The organism is Halosimplex rarum (assembly GCF_047715405.1).
Taxonomy (GTDB): Archaea; Halobacteriota; Halobacteria; order Halobacteriales; family Haloarculaceae; genus Halosimplex; species Halosimplex rarum.
The window spans coordinates 3,299,957-3,324,660 of sequence record NZ_CP180412.1 but is presented as its reverse complement, the minus strand read 5'-3'; the positions used below and the strand labels follow the sequence as shown (position 1 = coordinate 3,324,660).

Genomic DNA, 24,704 nt, shown 5'->3' with positions numbered 1-24,704 from the left:
TCACCACTCGGCGACGCTCCCGTCCTCGTGGCGCCAGACGGGGTTGTGCCAGTCGACGGTCTTCTCGGACTGCTCGCGCACGTACTCCTCGTTGACGTCGATGCCGAGCCCCGGCGCGTCGGGGACGCGAACGTATCCCTCCTCGTACTCGAACACAGACGGTTCGGTGAGGTAGTCCAGCACGTCGCTGGTCTCGTTGTAGTGGATGTTCAGACTCTGTTCCTGGATGAGTGTGTTCGGGGAGCAGGTGGTGACCTGGATGCAGGAGGCCAGCGCGATGGGCCCGAGCGGACAGTGCGGGGCAAGCGCCACGTCGTAGGCCTCGGCCATCGCGGCGATCTTCTTGACCTCGGTGATCCCGCCGGCGTGGCTGAGGTCGGGCTGGATGACGTCGACCGCGCCGTCCTCGAAGACCTCCTTGAAGTCCCACCGCGAGTACATCCGCTCGCCGGTCGCGATCGGGACGGTGGTGTGCGACGCGATCGCCGGGAGCGCGTCGTTGTGTTCGGGGAGGACGGGTTCTTCGATGAACATCGGCTCGTAGGGCTCCAGGGCCTTGGCGAGTTTCTTCGCCATCGGTTTGCTGACTCGACCGTGGAAATCGACCCCGATGTCGACGCCGTCGCCGACCGCCTCCCGGACCTTGCGGAGCCGCTCGACGGCGGTCTCGATCGTCTCGGGGTCGTCGACGCGTTCGATCTTCCCCGTCGCGTTCATCTTGAGCGCCGAGAAGCCCGCGTCCACCTTCGTCGTCGCCTCGTCGGCGACGTCGGACGGCCGATCCCCGCCGATCCACTGGTAGACGCGGATCCGGTCGCGCGCCGCGCCACCGAGCAGTTCGTAGACGGGCGTGTCGAGCTGTTTGCCCTTGATGTCCCACAGCGCCTGGTCGATACCGGCGATGGCCGACATCAGGACCGGGCCGCCCCGATAGAAGCCGCCGCGATACATCGTCTGCCAGTGGTCTTCGATACTGCCCGGATCCGCCCCCAGCAGGTAGTTGTCCATCAGCTCCTCGACCGCGGTCCGCACGGTCCGAGCGCGCCCTTCGACGACCGGCTCTCCCCAGCCGACGGTTCCGTCGTCGGTCTCGACCCGCAGGAACAGCCACCGCGGGGGAACCTCGAACAGCTCGTAATTTACTATCCGGCTCATTGGCGATTATCTAGTGATGTGATCACGTGCCACTCATGTAAAATCGACCCACGGGATCTCGGACGGTGGTCGAAACGGGCCCGTCGGGAACGTGACCGAGTCGCGAAGAGGCCCCACGACGCTCAGCACTCAGAGACTCTCACAGCCCCCTTCGCGCTGCCGCTAACGTTCGAGCGGTGTGGAGCGATGCTTCCAGGCACGGTCTTCGGGTACCAGTACGACCGATCTGAGTCGACGCTGACGACCCCGGGACCGGCCCCGAAGACAGTATCAAGTTTACCATTTACGAACAACTATTACCGTGGGGGTTGCGTCCACGTATCATGAACAACGACGGCCCCTCGGTGAAGGCCACCGAATCGAGCTTTCGGATCATCGAGGCCCTCGAACGCGAGGGGAGTGCGGGGGTGAGCGAACTCGCTCGGGCAGTCGACCTGTCAAAGAGCGCAGTCTACAAGCACGTCCAGACGCTGGAGCAGCTGGGCTATCTCGTCCGGCACGGCGACGATTACTACCTCAGCAACCGATTTCTCAGCCTCGCGTCCCGCGCGAGCGAACGGTTCCCGGTCGCGCTGCTCCGGGACGTCGTCGAGGACCTCGCTGAAACGACCGGCCACGTCGCGAACTTCATCGCACACGAGGGTCGGAACGGGATCTACGTCGTGTGCGTGAACGCCTATTCCGACTCGGATCCCGCCAACACCGAGGGCGACACGGCGCCGTTCCACGCGACCGCCGGCGGAAAGGCGATCCTGGCGTTCCTCCCGGAGAACGACCGAGATCTCGTTCTCCAGCGAGAAGGCCTGCCCAAGTACACTGACAAGACGATAACGGACCGCGGCGACCTCGAACGGGAGCTCCAGACGGTCCGTGACCAGCGCGTCGCCTTCGACCGCGAAGAGTACCTCGACGGACACCAGTGCGTCGCCTCCCCGGTCCTCGACCGGAACAGGGAGCCGCTCGGCGCTATCAGCGTCTCCGGGGACATCTCGCAGATGTCCGGCAAGCGACTCGAAGAAGACGTCACCGGCCTCGTGATCAGCGCCGCCAGGTCGATCGAAAACGAACTCCTCTCTGCGGAACGTTACCGTATCGAGAACGCGCCCGGGGACCGGAGCTAGCGCTGGCACGTAGACCGACACCATTTGATCACTATCTTTGGATAACTTTCCCGGCCCTGAATGCCGGATCGTTCTCCGATCGAGAACGATCGTCAGGACGTCGGCTCGTCTTTCGCTGCTCTCTGGGTCGGGAGGTCGATTCTGAGGGACACAACGTCCCCGTCGGTACGCTCGGGGTGGACTCGGCGTGCGGTGGCCGACGGCGACAGTCCACGGCCAGCTTCCCTGGCGGAGCCACGGACTGTAATTACACTCGTAGTCGTGTAATCAATGCGGGCGCAGGTCAAACTTCGACCGGGTTCGTAGTCCCGACCGGACCGTCGTCGACCTCGATCGAAAACGAAACATTCAGAATCCAATAATATATTAATAAATTACTTCATGCAGACGGGCGGCATCCGCGTCGATACTGGCGTCGTGTGAAACTCGACGTCTTCGGCAATCAGACTACCATCCATAACGGCGGATATCGGGATATATACCGATACTGGCTCCGAAGCCGCTATCAAACCACGCCCACTCTCGGTGGCTTGACCGGATGCACGGTTATTGGGGTCATATGGGGTAGATCACTCACGATATGGCGAAATTCGCGATATATTTACTGGATCTATACTGTAGTTGTATATTTTCTCCCTTCTGCAAATATTATGGGTTGGGGGCTCGGACTAGAATAACACATATGTGAAATCTGATGGCATGTCTGATATGTTCGAATACCGTTACTTCTGCCAGCTGGTCGACCAGATCGCACACATCCGCGACGACAGCCGCTCACGGTGGTGTAGAACGACCTGCTCGGGTTCCAGGGAAGTACCGTACGGTTCACAGGAGTCGAGAGGGTCCGCCCGTCAGTGTCGATTCTAGATTCGACTTCCCGGTAGTCGTGATAGAGCAGCCGGCAGTCCACGGAAATCGAGGAATCGGTCGGGCGCGGTGTTCGTCGCGACCGCGGTCACCGCAGGAGGTGGCGTTTGCGGATCTTCGGTTCGCCGTCGCCGAACTCCACGACGGCGTCGAACAGCGAGGCGATGCTGTCGACCGTCTTCCGGTCGTGGGCGGTCGGATCGATGTGGAAGTGCGCTCGGGCGTCGGCGGCGTAGAGCTGACCGGTGATCGCGTGGAGGAACTCGTAGGCCGTCTCGGCTTCGACGTACTGGAGCATCGCCGTCAGCGAGTCGGCGCAGACGACCGGCGCTTCCTCCCACTCCGAGAGCAACTCGCCGATCGCGATGCCGAGCCCGGTCAGGTCGCTCGGCGAGGAGACGTGCTCGACGGTGACGCCCTCGGGGATCCGGCCTCGGGACTCGCCGACGACGACGACCGCCGCGTGAGCGGGCTGTTCGTCGGTCGCCGCGGCCCACTGGTCGAGGCAGTCGCTCGCGTTCCCGCGGAAGGTCACCCACAGGACGTTCGCCCCGCCGGGGTCCGACGGGATCAACAGGTCGGTACAGGCCTCGCCTTCCCCGCCGGTCATCGACGGCGCGCACAGCAACACGTTCCTGGCGTCGGCCAGTTCGGAGCTGAGATCGGTCATCACTGGTCGGTCTGTTCACTCGGTGTATCCGCGGCGCGACCAAAATCCTTCCGTTCCGCACGGGTCGGCCGCGGCCCGGCCGTCCGCTACGACCCGTCGAACCGCTCGACCGTGAACTCCCCGGGTCGGTCCAGCAGTTCCCGCACCCGCTCGCGGGCGCCCTGTGGCGACCCCGCGAGGACGACCGTCCCGTCCACGTGCTGCGCTCCGTCGTCGAGGTGGGCGTCGCCGTCGCCCCGGCCGTCGCGGGACTTCCCGTCGTCGCGGTCGTCTCGGTCCGCACTGCTGACTCGGTAAGCGGCGAGATCCCCGTCGAACTCCGTCGCGTAGGTTCGGAGCGTCCCGCGGACTTCACGCTCCAGCTCCGCGAGATCGATCTCGCCGTCCTCGAACTCCCCGAGGGCGGCCTCGACGTTGCGGAGGGCGGAGATACGGTCCATCGTCGTCGGTGATCAGGTCGTGCGGAGGTGGTCGGTGCGGGGCTCGTACACCTCGCCTTTCTGTTTGAGTTGCTCGATCTCGTGTTCGGCCTTGGACTGGTCCATGCCGACCTCCTCGGCACGCTCGACGACGACGTCGACGGGCGCGCCGTCGTCGTACTCGTCTTCCAGGTCCTCGATGAGCGTCTTGAGGTTCTTGATCCGGTCGCGCTGGCTCTTGGTCGTCCCCGCCTCGATCATGTCGGCGTCGAGTTCGCCCGTCTCCGGGTCCACGCCCACGTCTTCCATGCACGAGCGGACGATCTCGATGACCCGCTGGGAGTCCTCGGCTGTCACCTTGTCGGACAGGCGGACCCGCGCCGACGCCTCGGCCAGCCGCACCGTCGCCTCCAGTTTCCGGGCGGTGACCGGCACCGCCGCGTCCTCGTCGGCGCCCTGGGTCCGCAGGTCGACGTAGAAGTCCTCGATCTCCTCGCGAGCCTCCTCGGTCATCGTCGGGTAGCAGTTGCGCTTCGCGTAGGCGATGTACTTGCGCAGCAGCTCCGGCTCGATGGTCGGCGCCACGTCGTCGGTGACGTTCTCGACCTCCTCGTCGCTGAAGTTCGACGTGTTCGACTCGACGCGGTGGGTGTGGAGCTCACCCGCGTAGTTGGTCCGCAGGATGTGGTCGGCCAGGTTCCGGTCTTTCTCCTCGTTGGGCTGGTCGGTGACCGTGAAGATCAGGTCGAACCGGGAGATGAGCGCGGGTTCGAGGTCGATCTGCTCGCTGATGGGCTCGTACTGGTCGAACCGGCCGTACTTGGGGTTCGCCGCCCCCAGCAGCGAACAGCGCGACTTGAGCGTCGCGTTGATCCCGGCCTTCGAGACGCTGATCTCCTGCTGTTCGAGCGCCTGGTGCATCGCAGAGCGGTCGTCGGCGGCCATCTTGTCCAGTTCGTCGACCGCGGCGATTCCCTGGTCCGCCAGCACGAGCGCGCCGGCTTCCAGCGTCCACTGCTGGCCGTCGCCGAAGTCGTCCCTGACGGCGGCTGCTGTCAGCCCCGCCGAACTGCTGCCCTTCCCCGACGTGTAGACAGAGCGCGGGGCGATGTTCTGTATGTACGAGAGCATCTGGGAGTTGTGGGAGATGACACCGTTCGACACGTAATTGTGTGTCCCCTCGATTTCGAGGTCGTACACCCATTCATCGTCTGGTTTGACAGACTCGATCGACTCGATACGGTCCCATCCGACATCGCCATCGACCAACGCTCCGAGTGCTTCGATATCTCGTCTTAGCGTAACGAGGCCGCCACCGTCTGTGTTTACTTCTGCTGGCGATCTACTGATCGGTTCTACCTCTTCGACTTTCGATTTGAACGCCTGAACGACCGCTGAAAGACTCTCACGGCTGGGATTTCTCCGACCATGCTCGTAATGTTGGTACGTCGACCGGGGGATTCCACACTCGTGTTGAGTCAGTCCCAGCGCCTCCCGGATCCGTTTGAGGTCCGTACCGAGATCGGGTATCACGTCCAGGTTCGGATTACTGGAGTGGCCGTCGTACTCAGCGCACGCGCGCGCTTTTCGTTCAGTCACGAACCCGATTCGGTGGACGTATTCTGCGAACGCCTCACCGGATATCCTGAGCCGGTAGCTCCCGTTCTCTCGGGGTTGTAACTGGGAAGAGATACCGAAAGTGAGTAGCAGCGAACGGGCATCCTCTAAGAGCCGCTTGCTCATCGAAGCGACAGTGACCTCTCGCTGTGACGCCGAAACATGTCCTTCGCCCTCGATGTATCCCTTGAGGAACGCGGCTTTGATCTCTTTCGTCGTTCGCATCAGCGGCCGCGGCACGCGACGCTGCGCAGAGGATTCGAGTAGTGTTTCGTCCAACTGCCGGAGGAAACTCACGAACTCGCCGGCAGAACACATCAGTTCTCTTGCGTCCTTACCGTTGTGCGAGGAACGTTCGGTGATGTTCAGGTTGAGAGAGCCGAGAACTTCAGTGGCGTCGTCGAGCACTTCTCGATCGTTGTTCGTGATCGAGACGAAGCCGGTGTTGTCGGACCGCTGTTCGACGTATCCCTCGGCGGTGATATAACCGACTAGCCGCGAGAGGTCGGGCGTCCATTCTTCGGGGAGATCGAGGTCGATCCGGTTGTGTGCACGTGACTCTCGGAAGTCGATATCGAGGTCCGTCTGACCTTCGACCGGAAGCCGGCGCGGAACTGCGATGAAGTCCCCCTCCACGAGATTCTCGGCTTTCACTGCCTCGAACCGGCCGCCGGACTGAACGAACAGTGGGTGTGAGGGCGTCACGTCGAGTTCGCGACCCGTCGAGGTACGGACGTGATACATGCGATCCGGCGCTTCCCGCTTCCAGACCTTGGTCGCTCGCTGGGAGCCGAGACTCCCGTCGTCCTGCAGTGACGGGACCTCGACATCGACGGCGTCCCAGACGCCGTCGTCGACGGGTTTCGGATCGTCGAGATTTTCCTCTACGAGATCCTGAATCGGGACTTCCGGTCCATCGGCGAGCGTCACACGGGTATCGCCCGCGACGCACTTCCCCGTACCCGGATCCCCTATCAGAAGCATATGCAAGTCGCCACGTATCCGGGATTCGTCGGGAAGGTGTTTCGTGACCCCGGAGAACAACTGGAGGATCATCGAGAGCTTCTCGCGGTCGTAGCCGTAGATGGACGGGGCGATGGCGCCGACCATCTCCTCGTAGATGTCCTCCTCGCTGGAGAGCTCGATGATCTCCTGTTTGTCCTCCTCGGTGATGTCCATCTCCTCGAACTGCTCGTCCTCGATCTCGACCGAGTAGCCGTCCATGTAGACGTCGAACATGGGCGACTGGTCCTGGTCGCTGCCCTGCTGGTCGAGCTTGAGGACGCCGGAGACGCGGACGTGGTCGCCGGCGGTCACTTCGCCGGTGATGTCGTCCTCGATGTTGACGTCGATGCTCTGGGGCGTCTCGCCGCCGCGTAGCCCCTCGGGGGACTCCTGGACGCGAATCTTCTGGGCGTCGATGAACTCCGACTGGTCGAAGTTGATGCGGAACGGGCCCTGGCGTTCGCAGCCCTGACACTCGTGGGGCTCCTGGAAGTCGCCGGTCTGTTGGGGGATGCGGGTGAGCGTGCCGCAACGCTGGCACTCGAAGGCGGCCTGGGTGATCTTGGGTTTGACGTCCGTCGCTTTGCGGACGATGCCCTGAACGCTGATGAGCTGGCCGCGGTGGTCGGCGCGGATCTCCCTGATATCGGTCGAGTCGGGGAGGTTGTGGACGCGAACGTGGGCCTGCCCGAGCTTCACGTCGACGGGCAGATCGTAGAGTCGCAACGCCTCCTCGGCGTAGTCCCGGAGCTCTTCGGGATGGCTCTGCACGTCGTCGGCGAGGTCGGGGTCGAACCGGTAGATGTCCTGCCAGTCGAGATAGAGAGACTTCTGCTCGGTCGGGTACTTCTGCGCGAGGTCGCCGATCTCGTTGCGGTAGTAGTCCCGGTAGAGGTCCTCGAAGGCGTCGATCAGTTCGGTGTTCTCCGCGCGCGCCATTGGGTGAACCCAGTTTAGCCCTCCCTCGGATAAGAAGGTTCGCAAACCGGGGCGAAAGTGAACGGCCGTACCCGCCGCACCGACCAGCGACTGCACGGCAAGACCGCACGACCGCAGCCTGGTGGGCCCTGCGCTCCGGAGTCCTCCTCCCGGCCGAGGGGATTCGCAGTCGGACGGTACCCGACGGCACCGCGACTGCGAGCGACAGCAGTACCAGAAAACCTATACTATCAATGGATTCTTGTTTTACCGATGTCATCAGAGAATGACGTCAGCGGTCACGAACAGGGGGATCGAAACCAGGGGGAAGTCGACGCGACGGGTGTCACGCGGCGACGCGCCATGTCGTTGGCGGGGGCCGCGGGGCTCGGCCTCTCGATACCGGGGCTCGTCAGCGCGAACGGGGGGGACGCCGGCGCCGGTGCCGACGTCCAGGATGCGCGGACGATCGAGAACGTCAACGACATCGTCGCCTCCGGGGATCCCGTCGGGAACTACTTCTCGCTGATCACCAGCGGCACGGACGACGGGGAGGCCGGGAACGTCCAGCTCCTCGATGCGACGGCGCAGACGTGGTTCATGCGCGCCACCGAGAGCGGCGTCGAGGACGAGCCGGGGCCGGTGAAGTTCCAGTCGCCGATCCGGGGCGCGCCGGCGTCCGATCCGGGCGTCCAGCAACCGGGTAGTCTCGACGTGAGAGGCGGCGTGTCGCTGGAGCACCCGTCGATCGATGGCTGGAACGTCGTTGACGTCGTCGAGGCCGGCGGGGACCCGACCGGCGAGGAACCGGTCGGCGACGTCCTGGCGGAGAACCTCGGTCCGAAGACGGTCTTCGCGTTCCCTAGCGGGACCTACCGACTGACCGAAGGGTTCCAGGCGTCGAGTTTCGAGTCGATCGCCTTCGTCGGCAAGCCCGAGGCGACGATCGACGTCGCGAACTCGCTCGAACACGCGGCGCTCAGTCTGCGCGGCGTCCCGTCCGACACGCCGGACGAGGGCATCTGTATCGACGACCGGGACAGCGGCGACCCCGCGGGGAAGATCTTCGTCGATAGCCTCACCATCGACATCGGAGACGTCAACGCGCCCGCGCTCGCTGCTCACGCCGGCGGGTACATGGACGTCAGGAACGTCGACGTGGTCGGGAAGCGCACCTGGGCGGGGGCCGCGGACCCGACGACTGAGACGGTCACGCTCTCCGTACGGGATCCCCACGGGGTCGGCCGCGTCGAGGTGCGCCTGCCCGACGGCGGGGAGTTCGCCGACAAGGCCAGCCAGGCCGACGAGTTCATCGGCATCAGGACGTACCCGGACCGACACGAGGGCGTCCTCCACCTCGTAAACTGCGTCGTCCAGGGGTTCCCGAACAACGGGTTCTACCTGAAACGCCACGACAGCGCGGACCGGATAGACTCCAGCGGCGAGGTCCACGTCCAGAACTGCGTCGCGCGGAACAACGGGCTGGCCAACATCCGCCTCGGCGAGGGCGACACGGCCCGGAACTGTCGGGTCGAGATCGACATGGACTGCAAACCCTACACCAGTGCCCTGGCCTGTTACGCCGAACACGGGCCGGCCCTGTTCGACGGGATTTACGTCCACCGCGAGAGCGGCGTCAACAACCTGCTGCGCGGCAGCAACACCGGGTCGGAGGTCACGTTCCGAAACTTGACGGTCCACGACGAGGGGGCGGGCCACGTCCTCGCCGTCGAGAACGCCTGCAACATGACGATCGCCGACTCGACGATCGTCAACAGCGGCGGAGACTACTACTCCGGCACGTTCAATAGCGGGCGCCTGACACTCGAAAACGTCTACTGGCGCTCGGAAGGGTCGTCGAACAACCGACGCGGGCTAGTCGTCGCCCCGGACGGCTCCGTGGAGTTCCTCACCGTCAAGGACTGCACGTTCGACGTCGATCACACCGCCCTGCGTGTCAACGGGACGCGCGCACGGGTCGTCGGCAACCGCTTCAAATCCGGACAGCTCACCTGGGACAGCCCCGAGGACGCCCCGGTGAGCGGTCGGATCCGCGACAACGAGTTCTCGGCCGACAGCGGGTACAACGAGATCACCGCCGGGAGTGACCACGTCGTCACGGACAACTGGGGCCTGTAGGCAGCGGCTCCGTCCCGCTCGCCCGACTGTTACCAGCTCACGTCGTAGGTGCAGCGGTCGGCGCCCTCGGCCCGGCAGGCGCCGACCTCGCAGACGCAGACGAACCCGTCGGCGTGGGCCACGGCGACGCCCTCGACGACGCCGCGGTCGAACGCACAGGGATAGAGAGTGTGACACTCGACGCGGCCGTCCTCGTCACCGATCTGTCGGAAGCCGTAGCCACCGGCGTCGCCGCCGCGGTGCTGGGCGCGATAGACCGCGTCCAGCGCCGCGAGCGCGGTCGGCACGCCGTCGACGTCGTCGGGGAAGTCGACCACGCGGGCGATGCGCTGGCCGAGGGCGTGGATCGCGTGGTCGCCGACGAAGTCGTGGACGGCGTCGATCGCCTCGATGTACGCCGAGAGCGAGTACCACTCGCCCGGCCGAGCGGTCCCGAGATCGCGGTCGCCGAACGCGTCCCTGGCCGGTTCGCGAGCGTCGGCGGAGAACTTCTCGACGCCGTCGACGACCGCCGCGACGAGCTCCCCGGCCACTTCCATCTCCGCGACCGGGCGGTCCTCCCGCGCGGATCTCATACCCGTCCTACGGGGGCTCGCGTAAAATGACCCCCGCCAAACCAGTTAGGAAACGCGTCCGGGGGTCCCTGAAAGGAGAGAGATCCGACGGGTATCGTCGCCCTCGCTGTCCGCCCCGCGGCCGAGTGCTCCTCGGCCGAGTAGATATCCGGCTTGTGAGGGCTTGAGTGGCTGTCCTCAGTGCTGTGGGCGTTTAGTACCGGGCGACCGCTCTCGGGGTTCGCTGCTGTCGCTCGCAGAATCGGATCGCGACGGAGAGATGGGACCGCTCGGATTTGAACCGAGGTTATCGGCACCCAAGGCCGAAAGGATACCAAGCTACCCCACGGTCCCGCAGGTAGACGTTACGGTGGAACTGTGGAAAACGTTTCGTTGCGCGTCGGGGCGAACCGGAACGCCGTGCGGCGTCCTCACAGCCCCCAGAAGAAGTTGATCCCGAGGGTCGTGACGGCGGCGAAGAGAAGCTGGAGGGGCGTCCCGACGCGGAGGTAGTCGGAGAAGCGGTAGCCGCCGGGGCCGTAGACGAAGAGGTTCGTCTGGTAGCCGATGGGGGTCATGAAGGCCGTCGAGGCGGCGAAGGTCACGGCGAGGATGAACGAGAAGGTGTTGACGCCGAGCTGCTGGGCGGCTTCGACGGCGACGGGGACCATGAGCACGACGCTGGCGTTGTTGCTGATGATGTTCGTCAGGAGCGCGGTGACGAGATAGAGCATGGCGAGCACGCCCAGCGGCGGGAGGAGGACAGCCGACCCGACGACGAAGTCGGCGACCAGATCCGCGCCGCCGGTGTTCTCCAGGGCGATGCCGAGGGGGATGACGCCGGCCAGCAGGAAGATGACGTCCCACTGGACGGCGTCGTAGATCTCGGTGGGTTTGAGGCAACCGGTGAGGACCATCCCGAGGGCGCCGGCGAGTGCGGCGACGACGATGGGTAGAAGTCCGATGGCGGCCGCGCCGACGACCCCGGCGACGATGCCGATGGCGACGGGGATCTTCGAGCTTCGGTAGTCCGGGCGGTCGATCTCCTGGGCGACGATGAAGTCGCGGTTCACGTTGAGGCGCTCGATGCTGTCGGGCGGCCCCTGGATCAGGAGGGTGTCGCCGACGCGCAACCGAACGTCGTCCATGCGCTGGCGGAACAGCTCCTGTCCGCGACGGAGCGCGAGGACGGTCGCGTCGTAGCGCTGGCGGAAGTTCGTCGTCCGGAGCGTCTCGCCGACGAGGTTCGACCCCGGTGCGATCACGACCTCGACGAGGTTGTCGCGCTCGTTGGCGGCTTCGAGTTCGTCCTCGTCGACCTCGACCTCCGGGAGCAGGTCCAGCCCCTCGGAGTCGGAGAGCGCCACGAGGGTGTCACGGTCGGTCCGCACCGCGAACACGTCGCCCGCCCGTATCGTCTTGGGGTCGAGCGGCTCGGTGAACGCGCGGTCGCCGCGGATCAACTGGACGAAGTCGATGTCGAAGTCGGTCTCTTGGAGGGCGTCCCTGACCGTCTCGCCCACGAGCGGCGAGTCCTCGCGGACGACCACCTCGGTGAGGTACTCGCCCATCTCGAACTCCGTGGTGAGGTCCTCGGCGAACGGGATGCGCGCGGGCGTGAGCCAGCGGCCCACCGTCAGCAGGTACACCGTCCCGACGATCGAGACGACGATCCCCAGCTGGGTGAACTCGAACATCGTGAACGTGCGGCCGATGAGCCGGCCCGAGAGTTCCGAGGCAAGGATGTTCGTCGACGTGCCGATGAGCGTGAGCATCCCACCGAACATCGACGCGTACGACAGGGGGATGAGTAGCTTCGACGGCGATGTCTTGCCCTCGTGGGCCAGATCGGTGACCATCGGGAGGAGGATGGCGACCGCGGCGGTGTTGTTGATGAACCCGGAGATAGGGCTGACGAGGCCGATGATCGCGCTCAGCTGTCGGCCCTCGCTCTCGCGGGTGAACCCGGCTATCTTCGATCCGAGGATCTGGACGACGCCGGTCCGCTGGACGCCGTCCGAGAGGATGAACATCGCGAGCACGGTCAGCGTCGCGGAACTGGCGAACCCGGAGAGACCGTTGTCGGTCGCCGAGAGGCCCTCGGCGGGGTTCGAGAGCACGACGAGGCCCTCGGCGAGCAGGCCGAGATCGGCCGCGACCGCCGACAGCGGCTCGACGAGCAGGAGGGCGATCAGGATGCCGATGGCCGTGATATCGACGGGGACCGGTTCGGTGGCGAAGAGGATCAGCGCGGCGAGGATCACGAGGAAGACGAACGCCGTCGCCGCTGAGATCCCGAATGGCACGTCCAACTCGACTGGTGGGGGCGAGAAAAAAGTCACTCATCGCTGCGCTCCGGTCTGACTCGTCGATCCGCCGCCCGAGAAGGCCGGCCGGTTATCTCGGTCGCGCCGTGAATCGGTCGGGGAGACGACCGACCGCCGTCGGCGACCCGATCGCCTCCCGGCCGGTCGCGGCCGCGGTACCGGCCGAACCGAGCGCCGTCGCCGCGGTATCGCGGGCGTGCCAGGCGTAGGTCTGCGCGAACTCGACGGGCGTCGTGACGGTCCCCTGTGCGGTCGCGGCACCGGAGCGGATCCCGTCGAGCACGTCTGCGGCGGTCATCGTCGTCCAGTCGACGCCCGCGGGGAGCTCGACGCTCGTGAACGCTCGCCCGATCAAGTCGGGCCTGTGCGCGTCGCTGCCGCCGACTGCTGGGTATCCCGCTGCGGCCGCGAACCGACGGGCGCGACGGTTCTGCGCGCCGGTGACGGCGACCGCGTTCAGCGTCTCGACGGCGTCCGGTTCGCAATCGGCCAGCGCCGCCCGTCGGACGCCGTGGCGGCTGACCTGAAAGGGATGCGGGACGATGGCCACCCCGCCGTCGTCCCTGACGAGTTCGGTCGTCGTCGCGAGCGGGAGTCCGGGGTCGGGGGTCTCCGCCACGCCGAGCGCGAGGAGGTGGCCGTCGGCGGTCGACACCTCGACGCCGGGGACGACCAGCAGGTCCGTCCCCTCTGCGGCGGCGACGGCTCGGCGGGCGCCGCCGGCGGCGTCGTGGTCGGTGATCGCGATCGCGTCGAGGCCGGCGGCGACGGCGGCGGCGACGACGGCGTCGGGCGTCGCAGAACAGTCGTGGGAGGCGTCGGTGTGGACGTGCGCGTCCAGGGTGATCGTTCGGGTCGGGTCCGACCCGGTCGCGGCGGTCATTGCACCTAGCAGATCGCCGACCGGCATAACTGGCGCGATGAGTTCTCCGCGGTGAGAATCGGGTCGAACGGTGCTGTCCGCGGCGTCGGTCCGACGCCGCGACGGATGTGATATCGGTCGCCGTCGGCGGATGTGCTGCGGGTCGCCGTCGGCGGATGTGATGCCGGTCGCCGGGGGGACCATCAAGCACTTACCGAGGTAGCTGAACTGTCGACTGATGCCCGATCGTCGCGTGACGCTGCTCGCGATACTCGGCGTGGCCCTTCTCGCCGGGGCGCCGCTGGCAGTCCCCGCCGGAGACACGACCGAACGCGTCTACACCTACGAAGCGGAGACTGCGGGCGAACCCGACAGTTCCCAGTTCGCCCAGTGTGGCTGGCACCCGATGCAGTCCCGCGAGTGTGCGATCGCCCGCCATCTGACCGACGGCAACACGATCACTTTCGGGAGCGAGACGGGCGTCTCCGAGCGCCTCGCCTCGGAGCACGAGTTCGTCGCCGTTCCGGACGGGTACTACCGCCCGGTCTCGACCGTCGAGAACCACACCGTCGTCCTCGGGATGGAGCGGGTCTCGTTCGAGACGGTCCAGCACGAACTCGCGACCGATGCCGCCGAGTTTCCCGCGGCCGTGAACGCCATCGAGAACGGGACCGGGACCACGACCGACAAACTGCCACGGACCTACCTCGAACACGACGGCGAGTTCTATCAGTTGCGCCAGCGGAGCGTCGACGACCGCGAGACCAACCCCCTCAAGCGGGTGCTACCGGGCTGGTCTGTGGGCGCCGTCCGTTCGCTCGGGTATCTCGGCGGCTTCGCTACGCTGTGGTACTCCGGCGTCGCGTACGGTCGGAGAGAATAGGCCGTGCGGCCGACCCGATTACCGTTCTTCGTCGCGTAGCTCCATCGTCGCGACGATCTCGTAGGGGTCGTTCCCTTTTCGGATGCCGTCGAGCAGGAGGAACGCGTCGTCTGGCGAGAGGAAGTGGGAGGTGACCGCCCTGCCGAGCGGCGTCGGCTTCAGCCCGTCGATGAACTCGTACTCCAGGAGCTTGCCCAGCGCGTGCTTGGTCGGGACCTCGCCGATCATCCGGTCGTTGAGCCGCTTTGCGTGTTTGCCGGCGACGGTGACGTTGGCGAGGGTCTCCTCGACGGCCGCGCCCTCGTCGTAGCGCGTGATCACGGCGTCCATCTCGCCCTTGAGGAGCTTGAACGCGACCTCGTCCTCGCTCATCTCTTGGCTGTTGTGGTAGTGGCCGTCCGGTTCGACGAGGACGTAGACGGTCCCCTTGTCGTGGTAGTCCGGGCGACCGGCGCGGCCGAGCATCTGGTGGAACTCCTGGACGGTGAGCCACTCGATGCCCATCGCGAGCGAATCGAAGATGACCTGCGAGGCCGGGAAGTCCACGCCCGCCGCGAGCGCAGCCGTCGTGACGACCGCGGCCAGGTCCTGATCGGCGAACATCCGCTCGACTTTCTTCCGCCGACCGTGGTCGAGCCCGGCGTGGTACGGCGCGGAGTCGTACTGCAACTTCCGGGAGATCTCGTGACAGCGCCGCCGGGAGTTGGTGAAGATGATGGTCTGGCCGCGGTAGCCCTTCGACGACTTCGTGTCGAAGGCCCGCTTGACTAGCTTGTTCTCGATCTGCCGTTTCTCGCGACCGTCCGCGAAGGTGACGTGGCGCTCGATGGGGACCGGTCGCTCCTCGAACTCGATGAGCTTCGCGCGGAGCTTGCGCGCCAGGTCCTCCGGGTTGCCGACCGTCGCCGACAGGTAGATCCACTGGGTGCCGTGGGTGCTCCGGTTGTCGGCCAGTTCCCCGCAGTAGTACTTGAGCCGGGAGATGAGTCCGTCGAGGCGGTGGCCCCGTTCGTCCTCGCCGAGGGTGTGGACCTCGTCGATGACGACCGTCCCGATGTTCCCCAGGTCCTTGCCGGTCCGGAGCGCGTGGTCGATGCCCTCGTAGGTACCGACGATGACGTCGGCGCCGGGGTCGAAGCGGCCGCCGCCGTCGTTGATGCGGCTGGCGCCGACGCGCAGGGACACGTCGACCATGTCGCCGTAGCGCTCCTCGAAGGACTCGTGTTTCTGGTTGGCGAGCGCGACGAGCGGGACGAGGAAGAGCATCTTCCCCTCACCGTTGAGCACGCGGTCGATGCCGGCCATCTCACCGACGAGCGTCTTCCCCGTCGCGGTCGCGCTGACGACCAGCTGGTCCTCGCCCTCGGTCGCGCCGTGCTCGACGGCGAGGCTCTGGACGGGCAGGAGCGTGTCGAACCGGCCTTCGAGGTGCTCTTGCATCCCCGGGTGGAGGTTCAGCGAGTCGACGCGGACGGGGTCGACCTCGTCGACGGTCGCGGAGATCTCGTCGAACTTCGTCAGGTCGGGGTCCAGGTTGCCCTTGAGGAGATTGGAGACGCGTTCGAGGTCCTGGACCTCCAGCAGGAGGTCGTAGAGCCGGTCGCGCGCGCCGCTGGTGATCTCGCCCTTGTAGGCGAGCTCGCGGTCGAGTTCGGCCTTCGCGCAGTCGACGCAGATGTACTCGCCGTCGGCCGCGATGGCCGTCTCCGAGGTGATCGGCGAGTAGTGGCCGTCGCTGGCGCAGTACCGACAGGTCCGGACCGCCTTCGCCTCCAGCTGGTAGGCGTCGAGGAGGTCGAGGATGCGCCGGCGAGTCGCCGACGAGGTCTGCTCGGAGATGCGGATCCGCGTCGCCGAGCGGGCGAGTTCGAGGAACAGGTCGGGCGGGCGGGGCTCCTCGCTGGAGCCGCGTTTGACGCGGAGCCGCGCCGGTCGCGGCCCGGCGTCGGTCTCTTTGAGTTCCAGCACCGCGTGGAGACGCCGCTCCCCGTCCTTGACGACGGCGACCCGCACGTCGTCGCCGTACTCGTGGAGGAACAGCGTCCCGACCTCGCCGACCTGCTGTGACACACGTCTCTCTCCGCCATCGAGGTATATCAGCGATTCGGACTGTCGTGGCACTCGATACCGAACGGCAAACTCGACTCAGTCGTCGAGCGCCTCGGGCTCGTCGTGCTGGACCGACCAGCCGGGGTTGACGCCGCAGGCCTCGCGCTCGGTGTACTCGATCTCGGTGTCGGAATCGATCCGGGCGCCACCTTCCACGCCCTCGACGACCAGCGGCACGTCCATCTGACTGCCGCAGCAGCCGACGTCGGTGAACTCGTCCCACTCGTCCCCGACCGCTGCGCTGTCGTGGACCTTCTTGAGATAGGTCTTGTAGTACTCGGAGCTGATCCGCTTGCGGCCGTGTTTCCCGATGTCCGCCGGGAAGGACAGTTCGATCCTGGTCGCCACGGGTTCGGCGCGGTCGTCTTCCGGTTCCTGCGTGCTCATGTGTGGCAGTAGGTGGGCGACGGATATGGGGATTCCGGGAGTGTCTGTGAGTCGCCTCCGTTGCGCACTCGGGGGACGCCGCTACTCCTCGATCAGATCGATCGAGTCGTCGCCTGTGGGGACGGCACAGAGGAACGCGCCCTCGATGTCCCGTTCGTTGCGATACCAGTGGACCGCGCCGGCGGGGATGTGCAGCGAGTCGCCGCCGCGGACGGTGTGCTCCTCACCGTCGATCCCGACCACGTACTCGCCCGCGAGCACGTACTGCTCGTGTTCGACCTCGTTGGTGTGTTTCGGCACTTCGGCGCCTGGAGCGAGGGTGAACCGGCGGATGGCGAGGTTCGGCGCGCCGTGTTCCTCACCGACGAGGACGCCCTTCTGGAGGCCCTCGGCGGCGTCGACTTCCTCGTACTCGACGTCTCCGGCGCGGCGAATCAGTGGGACCTGCGGGTCGGCTGTCGCGTCGGTATCACTCATACGAGCGCGTACGAACGGACCCGTGAAGTCACTCCCGGACGCGCGGGCCGGCACGCACCCCGGTTCCTAGGGCCGACCGTGCCCCACTCACGCACGGGCTTAAGGGCGTGCCCGCACAATATCCGGTATGCGACGATTTCGAATCGGGAGCGCCTTCGGCATCCCGATAAACGTCGATCTCACCTTTCTCCTGGTGTTGCCGCTGTTCGCGTGGGCGATCGGGTCACAGCTCGGCCGGTACGTCGGGATCGTCAACGAGCTGTTCGGCTCGTCGATCTCCATCGACCTGCTCACCTCCTCGACGGAGCTGTCGCTGGGGCTGGGACTGGCCGCTGCGCTCGGGCTGTTCGTCGGCGTCGTCCTCCACGAACTGGGCCACTCGCTGGTGGCGATGCGCTACGGCTTTCCCATCGGGTCGATCACGCTGTGGATCTTCGGCGGCATCGCCCAGATGGAAGAGATGCCCGAGGACTGGCGACAGGAGTTCGCGATCGCTATCGCCGGCCCCGTCGTCAGCGTGGCGCTCGGCGTGATCTCCTACGTCGCCTTCCTCGCGGTGCCCGCGGGCGGCTCGCTCGCCGTCGCCGCCGCGAAGTTCGTCCTCGGCTACCTCGCCCTGATGAACGTCGTCCTCGCGGCGTTCAACATGCTCCCGGGCTTCCCGATGGACGGCGGGAGGGTCCTCCGGGCGCTGCTCAACCGCACCCGGCCCTACGCGCGGGCGACCGAGATCGCCGCCGAAGTCGGCAAGCTGTTCGCGATCGCCCTCGGCCTGTTCGGGCTGTTCGGCGGGGGCGGCCTCTTCCTCGTGGCCATCGCCTTCTTCATCTACATCGGCGCGGCCTCGGAGGCCCAGCAGACGGTGATGCGGGCTGCCTTCGAGGGCGTGGTCGTCGAGGACGTGATGACGCCGGCCGACCGCGTCACGGCCGTCGACGCCGACCAGTCCGTCGCCGACCTCATCGAGACGATGTTCCGCGAGCGCCACACGGGCTACCCGGTCGAGCGCGACGGCGAGATCGTCGGCCTCGTCGCCCTGGAGGACGCCCGCGCGGTGCGGGAGGTCGAGCGCGACGCATACCGCGTCGAGGAGATCATGTCGACGGAGCTGTTCACCGTCGCGCCCGACACGGACGTGATGACGGCGCTGGAGGAACTCGACGAGCACGCCGTCGGTCGCCTGCTCGTCATGGACGACGGGGAGTTCGTCGGTCTCCTCACCCGGACCGACATCATGACCGCCCTCTCCATCATCAAATCGAGCGGCCGGTACCAGGCCGAACCGGCGGACGGCACCGAACCGGACGTGTTCCACCCGGACGAGTCCCGCCAGTCCTGAGCGACTCGGTTCCGTCCACGGGGCCGTCGACCCCTCGTTCTTCGTCGCTGATTCTCTCCGAGCGACCGCCCGTCGACCCTGCCCGCCTCGCCGATCCGGACGTCGACGACCGCGTCGCCCGTCCCGACGGGCTCCCGAGCGCTCACTTAAGCGGGCCAGATGTGAACGAGTGATGAGATGTGAGTCCGCACCGACGAATGCCTATGGACTGTCCGTCGGTCGACAGTGCCGCTCACCGCCCGGGGGCCGACGGTCAGCCCGAACCGGTGCGCTCGTACCGGCGCGCCCGGTGTGCGAACTGCGGGACTGGGATCGCGCTGGGGGCCTGGCACTCGGCCGCGGTTCCGCCGGACGGCGACCGGGTATATCCGTTCTGTCGCGCGGTCTGTCGGTCGGCGTGGCTCGCCACGCGCGACGGCCCCGACGACACGCCGTGAGCACTGGTGGCGCGTCTCCCCGTTCGACGACCGGTCCGAAGTCACCAGATTCGCGGGACTGCGCGCTGGTCCGCGCGACCCCGTCGCGGCCTGCACTAGCCATCTAGCACCCGGCCGGTCGCGGATCCCACTGATAATAGCGAACAGACCCTTCCACCCGTCGGGTGTACGACGCGGCAATGCGTGCTGCCGACGATTCGTCGATTTCTACGCCGTCCGGCGTCGCCACCTCTCGCTCGGCGCCGGCGGACGGGAGCGGAGCCGACACGTACGACATCGACGCGGAGATCCGCCTCTCACGATCCGACCTCGTTTTGACGCCGACGATAACCTCCCTCCCGCCGGTCTCGTTCAGCTTCGACGTCCACTCCTGGGCAGGAACCGGCACCGACGAGGTGTTCGTCACCGCCTCGGGCGGAGCGCTCGACGGGATAGACACGGCGCTCGACGACGACGCGACCGTCGCCGACTACCGCACGGTCGCGGCCTTCGACACGGAGCGACTCTACCGCGTGACCGTCTCACCCGATGCGACGCGACTCATGCCGGCGTTCGACGCGGTCGACGCCGTCGTCCGGGAGGTCCGCTCCACCCGCGACGGCTGGTCGACCCGCGCGTACCTCTCCTCTCGGTCGGTGCTCGCGACGCTGACCGACCGGTTCCGGGCCGAGGACCTGTCGTTCGACTTCGCCCGGCTCTCCCGACTCGGCGCCGTCGACGACGTGGACGACGTCGTCCTCAGCGAGGGCCAGCGGGAACTGCTGTCCGCGGCCATCGACCACGGCTACTTCGAGACGCCCCGCGGCATCTCCCAGCACGACCTCGCGAGCATGTTCGACGTCTCGCCGTCGGCCATCTCTCAGCGCCTCCGGACTGCCACCGGGAAGCTCGTCGCCCACAACCTCGGCGCGTTCTGATCGCGCCAGCGGGCCCGCTGCGTCCCGAGCGAGTCGATACGTCTCCCGCGCCCATCCCCGTTCTTCCACCCGCATCGACGATTCGAGTGGTCCGGCTATCGAACCCCTCGCGACTTCCGGCGCGCGCACCGGTAGTCGCCCGCCTGCACGCGCTCGGAGACGGCGCCCGTCTCCTTGTTCGACGCACGTCTGCCGCAGTCCCGGCGGCGATGGGGAGCGGCCGGGACGAGCGGCGTCGGGCTACCGTTTAGCGGTGTGCTAGTCGGCGGACCACCGGTTCTCTGTGGGGAAATCGGCAGTCGGGCGCGACGAGGGCACGGCGCTGCGACCGTTGGAAATGACCGGAACTGTGGGAAACGAACGGGACGGCCGAGCCGGTTTATCATCGGCCGAGTGCCAGCCGAACTCGCCGCATGAAGCCCAAACTGCTACTGGTTCCGCTGCTAGCACTGCTCTTGGTCTTCGCGGGCTGTTCGAGCCCGGGCCCGGGAGCAGGCACGAGCACAGAGCCGATGGACGACGGAGGCATCGACGCGGGCACGGCCACGGACGCCCCGTTCGGTGATGCCACCGACAGCCCGGACGAGGACGAACCGGTCGACGAGCAGACCGAGACCAGCGAGGACGACGATCTGATGGACGAAGAGACGGACGCCGAGGCCGGCGCGGCCAACGACACCGAAGCCGGCGTGGGTGACGACGCCGGAAACGACACCGAAGTCGGCGTGGGTGACGACGCCGGAAACGACACCGAGGCCGGAACGGACACCGAGAGCGACTCCGAATTCGGTGACGGAACCGAAGACGACACGACGACGGAATCGGCGGATACGGCCGCGACGGAGTAGGTCCTCGCGGCGCGGCCCGGCCGTCGATTCCGCCGTCGTTTACCTGATTCATAACGAAATGGACGGCACCGCAACCCGGTTTCATGAGTTTGCGAGCACTGACGGTCCGACAGATTTCGAGCGACCGGATTGGCGCCAGTCGCCGGTCACCACGGCTCCCGTCGGGTGATCTGCCGTGACGGGCGCGAACGTGGACACGCTCCTCATCGGCATCGACGCCGGCTGTCTGCCGGTCTTCCGACGGCTGTTCGACGAGGGGCGCCTCCCGGCCCTCGAGTCGCTCTGTTCGGACGGAGTCGCCGCGCCGATGGAGTCGCAGATCCCGCCGTGGACGCCGAGCGCGTGGCCGTCGCTGTACACCGGCGTCAACCCCGGCAAACACGGCGTCTACGGCTTCGTCACCTACGAGGGATACGACTGGCGCGTCGTCACCGCCGGCGACGTCAGGGAGTTCACGCTCTGGGAACTGCTCGACCGGCACGACAAGACCAGCGTCGTCGTCAACGGACCGGTGACGGCCCCGCCGCCGGCCATCGACGGCGCCGTGATCCCCGGCTTCATGGGCCCGGAAGACCCCGACTGTCACCCGCCCGGCCTCCTGGAAGACGTCCGGGAAGAGATCGGGGAGTACCGCATCTACCCCGCGTACCACACCGACGACGACTCCTACACCGTCGACGAGAAGACGGGCGAGTACGCCGACCTCGTGCGCATGCGGGGCGACGCCTTTCGCTACCTCGCCGACCGCTACGACCCCGACTTCGGATTCGTCCAGTTCCAGCGCCCGGACACCGTCTTCCACGAGTTCGACGGGAACTGGGACGCCGTCCGCCGGGTGTACGAGGCCACCGACGAGGTCATCGGTCGGGTGCTCGACGACTGCGACCCCGACCGCGTCTTCCTCGCCAGCGACCACGGGATGGGTCCCTACGAGCGCCCGCAGTTCCGTGTCAACGACTTCCTCCGCGAGGAGGGCCACGTCGTCGGCACGCGCGGCGGCAAGGGGATGCCCGGCTGGTCGCCGATCCGCGACAGGCTCCGCCACGGCGAGACGACGGAGTCGTGGGAACCGTCGCTGGTCGAGCGGGCCGCCGCGAGCGCGGCCGCCGTCGGCCTCACCGCCGACCGCGTCCGCTCGGCGCTCGAACGGGTCAACCTCGCGGACACGGTCAGCCAGCACCTCTCCGCGAACGTCTCCCGGACGGCCACCGAGCAGGTGGACTTCGCGGCGTCGACGGCGTACCTGCGCGCCCGGACGGAGCTGGGCGTCCGCATCAACCTCGCCGGCCGCGAGCCCGACGGCGTCGTCTCGCCCGCGGAGTACGACGCCGTCCGCGCGGACCTCATCGAGGCGCTGCGATCGGTCACCGCGCCCGGCGGCGAGCCGGTCTTCGAGGAGGTCGGTCCCCGCGAGGAGTACTTCCACGGGCCGGAGCTCGAACAGGCGGTCGACGTGGTCGTCGTCCCCAACGACTTCCAGCACTTCCTCTCGGACCAGCTCGCGGGCGACCCCTTCGGCGAGCGCAAGACCCAGTGGAACCACAAGCGCGACGGCGTCTTCGTCGCCTGCGGCGACGGGATCGACGAGACCGCGGCCGTCGACCCGCACCTGTTCGACGTCGCACCGACCATCCTCGCGAGCATGGGGATCGAACCGAGCGACCGGATGGACGGCGACGTGCTACCCGTTACCGACACCGTTCCGTCCAGGAAATACCCGCCCTACGAGGGAGAAGCCGCCGACATCGAAGCCGGCGTTGAGGGCCGCCTCGCCGACCTCGGATACCTCGAGTGACCGCCGCCGCTGACGCCGTCGGAGCCAGTTCTTCTCCCGCACGCGCCGCCGAGCGCTGTCGGGCTGACACTCAAACCCCCATGGCGGACTCCGTCGCAGAAACGGCCGTCTCGCAGCCACAGCGGTCGGTACCGACAGTCGTTCGCTCGGTTCGCCACCGCCCTCGTCGCGGCGCGTCCCGCCTGCGGCGCCAGCCACCGGGCGGCCCGCTCCGCTCAGGGCGACCCGGCTTCGAGGTAGTGGCTCTCCCACTCGTGTCTGGACTCTAGCACCTGCCAGCCCGCGGTGGTGAGCGTGTACCGGTTCGTGCGCCCGTTCTTCGCCGTCTTCTCGACGAGTTCGAGTTCGACGAGCTCGTTCAGGTTCGAGTACAGGCGGCCGTGCTGGATCTCGTCGTCGACCGACCGCTCCATCTCGGCCATGATATCCTGCCCGTTCGGGTCGGTGAGGCCGCTGATGACGAACAGCAGGTCTCGCTGGAAGCCGCGGAGTTCGTGTATCGTTCTCATGCACCATCAGTGGGTGACGACCAGTATATACCGTCGCGATCGTTGCCGCGATTAACGGGCCCACTATCTCGTCCGAACTGCGAAAAATGAAGGCGGACGGGGGTGGGTGGAGTGACGAACGGCCCGTCGGATGGCCCGCGGTACCGACCGGCCGACTGGACGAACGGCGGCCAGCGGGTTTATTATGCGGATGGTAAACGCCGTCGCAGGGTCGTTCGACCGGGCGTCGCCGCGGCGGTCGACTTACCGTGTCGATAATAAACCGTCCGGGCGGTCTACGGTGTCCTACCCATGGAACCCGTCAGTCCCGACCGACCGGGCAGAACCGACCGCCGTCGCCGTCCGCACCGGAGGTGCGACTCGTGACAGCCAGCCCAGCCCGCGCGGGAGCCGCCCGGCGCGGACCGGACCGGCAAGAACGCCGCGCACGATTCGCCGACAGGCTCCAGATCGTCCTCGCCGGCGTCGGCGTCCTCCTCTTTCTCTCCGGGATCGGGTTCGCGATCGCCGGGGACACGGTCGGCGGGTCTCCCGGATTCGGCGCCGCGAACGAGACGGAGTCGCCGGCCGACCCGTCCACGGCGACGAGCGCGTCGGCGGACCCGCCCGGAACGAGCGCCGCCGGAACGGCCACCACGTCACCCACAGACAGGTCATCCACAGCGACTGGCGCTCCGACGCCGACTTCGACGCCGACCGCGTCGTCGACGCCGACCGCGACGCCGACTTCGACGCCGACCGCCACGCCGACCGCGACGGCCACGCCGACGGATGGGTGGGGACAAATCGAGACCCCGACCCCGACGGACGCGTGGGACGATACTGAAACGCCCACCGAAACGCCGACGGAAACCCCGTCCCCGACCGAGACGTCGACGGAGACACCGACTGAAACCCCATTCCCGACGGAAACGCCGACAGAGACGCCGACGGAAACGCCGACAGAGACGCCGACGGAAACGCCGACCGAGACGCCGACGGAAACCCCGTCCCCGACGGCAACGCCGACCGAGACGTCGACCGCAACGCCGACCGGGACGTCGACGGCAACGCCGACGGACGACGACGATGACGGCGGCCTGTTCCCCTCGCTCGCGAACTTCTTCCTGTAGACGACCGACGTCGTTCTGCGGTCGAGTCTCCCCCCGGTCGTCGCCACTCGCCCGCGACGTCGTCCTCGCTCGCATCAGTTCTCCTCCCCGCAATCTCGGGAGCGTCGACGTTCCCGGTGCCCCGCAAGCGGCCTGGAGCGACGGCCCCGCTCACGGTCTCGACGGGTCCGTCGACGCGCGGTCACTGGGGCGCGGTTCTGGGGAGCGCGCTCGCTGACGGCGGCCGCTCGGAGTCCG

Annotated in this window: 19 protein-coding genes and 1 tRNA gene; 7 read left to right on the top strand and 13 right to left on the bottom strand. The window is 66.9% G+C overall.

Going from position 1 to position 24,704, the window contains the following annotated elements; all coding sequences use genetic code 11:
* A complete protein-coding gene (dgoD, locus tag ACMGFH_RS15865) occupies positions 1-1,155 on the bottom strand; it encodes a galactonate dehydratase (protein WP_415379418.1) in 1,155 nt (384 codons plus the stop codon).
* A gap of 323 nt (positions 1,156-1,478) precedes the next feature.
* Here dgoD and ACMGFH_RS15860 point away from each other — a divergent pair, with 323 nt between their 5' ends.
* Positions 1,479-2,276 (top strand): IclR family transcriptional regulator, encoded by a 798-nt coding sequence (locus ACMGFH_RS15860; RefSeq protein ID WP_415379417.1) that lies wholly within the window; start codon positions 1,479-1,481, stop codon positions 2,274-2,276.
* A 955-nt stretch (positions 2,277-3,231) separates the two neighbouring features.
* Here the strand turns inward: ACMGFH_RS15860 and ACMGFH_RS15855 are convergent.
* The 3 genes from ACMGFH_RS15855 to ACMGFH_RS15845 all read right to left on the bottom strand — a co-directional run bounded on the left by ACMGFH_RS15855 (position 3,232) and on the right by ACMGFH_RS15845 (position 7,793).
* Positions 3,232-3,813: a hypothetical protein gene (locus ACMGFH_RS15855; protein ID WP_415379416.1), complete on the bottom strand. Its 582-nt coding sequence runs from the start codon at positions 3,811-3,813 to the stop codon at positions 3,232-3,234.
* Positions 3,814-3,899: 86 nt separating this feature from the next.
* Positions 3,900-4,253, bottom strand: coding sequence for a hypothetical protein (locus tag ACMGFH_RS15850; RefSeq protein ID WP_415379415.1), 354 nt, complete (start codon positions 4,251-4,253; stop codon positions 3,900-3,902).
* Positions 4,254-4,265: 12 nt separating this feature from the next.
* Complete coding sequence (locus tag ACMGFH_RS15845) at positions 4,266-7,793, bottom strand: LAGLIDADG family homing endonuclease (RefSeq protein ID WP_415379414.1); 3,528 nt, start codon at positions 7,791-7,793, stop codon at positions 4,266-4,268.
* Positions 7,794-8,045: 252 nt separating this feature from the next.
* Between ACMGFH_RS15845 and ACMGFH_RS15840 the strand changes: the two genes are divergently transcribed.
* Positions 8,046-9,911: a hypothetical protein gene (locus ACMGFH_RS15840; protein WP_415379413.1), complete on the top strand. Its 1,866-nt coding sequence runs from the start codon at positions 8,046-8,048 to the stop codon at positions 9,909-9,911.
* A gap of 29 nt (positions 9,912-9,940) precedes the next feature.
* Here ACMGFH_RS15840 and ACMGFH_RS15835 read toward each other — a convergent pair whose 3' ends face one another.
* From ACMGFH_RS15835 to ACMGFH_RS15820, 4 genes are all read right to left on the bottom strand, one after another.
* Entirely contained in the window at positions 9,941-10,486 is a 546-nt protein-coding gene (locus tag ACMGFH_RS15835; protein WP_415379412.1) for a hypothetical protein, read from the bottom strand.
* 260 nt (positions 10,487-10,746) lie between these two features.
* Positions 10,747-10,819, bottom strand: a tRNA-Pro gene (locus tag ACMGFH_RS15830).
* 77 nt (positions 10,820-10,896) lie between these two features.
* A complete protein-coding gene (locus tag ACMGFH_RS15825) occupies positions 10,897-12,771 on the bottom strand; it encodes an SLC13 family permease (protein ID WP_415379411.1) in 1,875 nt (624 codons plus the stop codon).
* 91 nt (positions 12,772-12,862) lie between these two features.
* A complete protein-coding gene (locus tag ACMGFH_RS15820; RefSeq protein ID WP_415379410.1) occupies positions 12,863-13,675 on the bottom strand; it encodes a CehA/McbA family metallohydrolase in 813 nt (270 codons plus the stop codon).
* Between the two features lie 217 nt (positions 13,676-13,892).
* Here ACMGFH_RS15820 and ACMGFH_RS15815 point away from each other — a divergent pair, with 217 nt between their 5' ends.
* Positions 13,893-14,537: a hypothetical protein gene (locus ACMGFH_RS15815; RefSeq protein ID WP_415379409.1), complete on the top strand. Its 645-nt coding sequence runs from the start codon at positions 13,893-13,895 to the stop codon at positions 14,535-14,537.
* A gap of 18 nt (positions 14,538-14,555) precedes the next feature.
* Here ACMGFH_RS15815 and ACMGFH_RS15810 read toward each other — a convergent pair whose 3' ends face one another.
* The 3 genes from ACMGFH_RS15810 to ACMGFH_RS15800 all read right to left on the bottom strand — a co-directional run bounded on the left by ACMGFH_RS15810 (position 14,556) and on the right by ACMGFH_RS15800 (position 17,510).
* Entirely contained in the window at positions 14,556-16,607 is a 2,052-nt protein-coding gene (locus ACMGFH_RS15810) for a DEAD/DEAH box helicase (protein ID WP_415379408.1), read from the bottom strand.
* Between the two features lie 75 nt (positions 16,608-16,682).
* The gene (locus tag ACMGFH_RS15805) at positions 16,683-17,033 is read right to left on the bottom strand and encodes a hypothetical protein (protein WP_415379407.1); all 351 of its coding nucleotides are present in this window, start codon (positions 17,031-17,033) and stop codon (positions 16,683-16,685) included.
* 81 nt (positions 17,034-17,114) lie between these two features.
* Positions 17,115-17,510 carry a cupin domain-containing protein gene (locus ACMGFH_RS15800; protein WP_415379406.1) on the bottom strand — a complete coding sequence of 132 codons (396 nt, stop codon included), beginning with the start codon at positions 17,508-17,510 and terminating at the stop codon, positions 17,115-17,117.
* Positions 17,511-17,637: 127 nt separating this feature from the next.
* Between ACMGFH_RS15800 and ACMGFH_RS15795 the strand changes: the two genes are divergently transcribed.
* The 4 genes from ACMGFH_RS15795 to ACMGFH_RS15780 all read left to right on the top strand — a co-directional run bounded on the left by ACMGFH_RS15795 (position 17,638) and on the right by ACMGFH_RS15780 (position 22,846).
* Complete coding sequence (locus tag ACMGFH_RS15795; RefSeq protein ID WP_415379405.1) at positions 17,638-18,849, top strand: site-2 protease family protein; 1,212 nt, start codon at positions 17,638-17,640, stop codon at positions 18,847-18,849.
* 616 nt (positions 18,850-19,465) lie between these two features.
* Positions 19,466-20,203 (top strand): helix-turn-helix domain-containing protein, encoded by a 738-nt coding sequence (locus ACMGFH_RS15790; protein WP_415379404.1) that lies wholly within the window; start codon positions 19,466-19,468, stop codon positions 20,201-20,203.
* 512 nt (positions 20,204-20,715) lie between these two features.
* Positions 20,716-21,051, top strand: a complete 336-nt coding sequence (locus ACMGFH_RS15785) for a hypothetical protein (protein WP_415379403.1) — start codon at positions 20,716-20,718, stop codon at positions 21,049-21,051.
* Positions 21,052-21,226: 175 nt separating this feature from the next.
* Positions 21,227-22,846, top strand: coding sequence for an alkaline phosphatase family protein (locus tag ACMGFH_RS15780; RefSeq protein WP_415379402.1), 1,620 nt, complete (start codon positions 21,227-21,229; stop codon positions 22,844-22,846).
* 215 nt (positions 22,847-23,061) lie between these two features.
* On the opposite strand, the gene ACMGFH_RS15775 is transcribed toward ACMGFH_RS15780, so the two are convergent.
* Together ACMGFH_RS15775 and ACMGFH_RS15770 are read right to left on the bottom strand one after the other, a co-directional pair.
* On the bottom strand, positions 23,062-23,346 hold the full coding sequence (locus ACMGFH_RS15775; protein ID WP_415383269.1) for a PadR family transcriptional regulator: 285 nt from the start codon (positions 23,344-23,346) through the stop codon (positions 23,062-23,064).
* Positions 23,347-23,656: 310 nt separating this feature from the next.
* A complete protein-coding gene (locus tag ACMGFH_RS15770) occupies positions 23,657-24,514 on the bottom strand; it encodes a hypothetical protein (RefSeq protein ID WP_415379401.1) in 858 nt (285 codons plus the stop codon).
* Positions 24,515-24,704: the final 190 nt, after the last annotated feature.

Coding starts and splice junctions, on each gene's coding strand:
- ACMGFH_RS15860 (WP_415379417.1), top strand. CDS start 1,479: ATGAACAACGACGGCCCCTCGGTGAAGGCCACCGAATCGAGCTTTCGG.
- ACMGFH_RS15820 (WP_415379410.1), bottom strand. CDS start 13,675: ATGACCGCCGCGACCGGGTCGGACCCGACCCGAACGATCACCCTGGAC.
- ACMGFH_RS15815 (WP_415379409.1), top strand. CDS start 13,893: ATGCCCGATCGTCGCGTGACGCTGCTCGCGATACTCGGCGTGGCCCTT.
- ACMGFH_RS15835 (WP_415379412.1), bottom strand. CDS start 10,486: ATGAGATCCGCGCGGGAGGACCGCCCGGTCGCGGAGATGGAAGTGGCC.
- ACMGFH_RS15785 (WP_415379403.1), top strand. CDS start 20,716: ATGGACGACGGAGGCATCGACGCGGGCACGGCCACGGACGCCCCGTTC.
- ACMGFH_RS15840 (WP_415379413.1), top strand. CDS start 8,046: ATGTCATCAGAGAATGACGTCAGCGGTCACGAACAGGGGGATCGAAAC.
- ACMGFH_RS15855 (WP_415379416.1), bottom strand. CDS start 3,813: ATGACCGATCTCAGCTCCGAACTGGCCGACGCCAGGAACGTGTTGCTG.
- ACMGFH_RS15845 (WP_415379414.1), bottom strand. CDS start 7,793: ATGGCGCGCGCGGAGAACACCGAACTGATCGACGCCTTCGAGGACCTC.
- ACMGFH_RS15795 (WP_415379405.1), top strand. CDS start 17,638: ATGCGACGATTTCGAATCGGGAGCGCCTTCGGCATCCCGATAAACGTC.
- dgoD (WP_415379418.1), bottom strand. CDS start 1,155: ATGAGCCGGATAGTAAATTACGAGCTGTTCGAGGTTCCCCCGCGGTGG.
- ACMGFH_RS15790 (WP_415379404.1), top strand. CDS start 19,466: ATGCGTGCTGCCGACGATTCGTCGATTTCTACGCCGTCCGGCGTCGCC.
- ACMGFH_RS15805 (WP_415379407.1), bottom strand. CDS start 17,033: ATGAGCACGCAGGAACCGGAAGACGACCGCGCCGAACCCGTGGCGACC.
- ACMGFH_RS15850 (WP_415379415.1), bottom strand. CDS start 4,253: ATGGACCGTATCTCCGCCCTCCGCAACGTCGAGGCCGCCCTCGGGGAG.
- ACMGFH_RS15800 (WP_415379406.1), bottom strand. CDS start 17,510: ATGAGTGATACCGACGCGACAGCCGACCCGCAGGTCCCACTGATTCGC.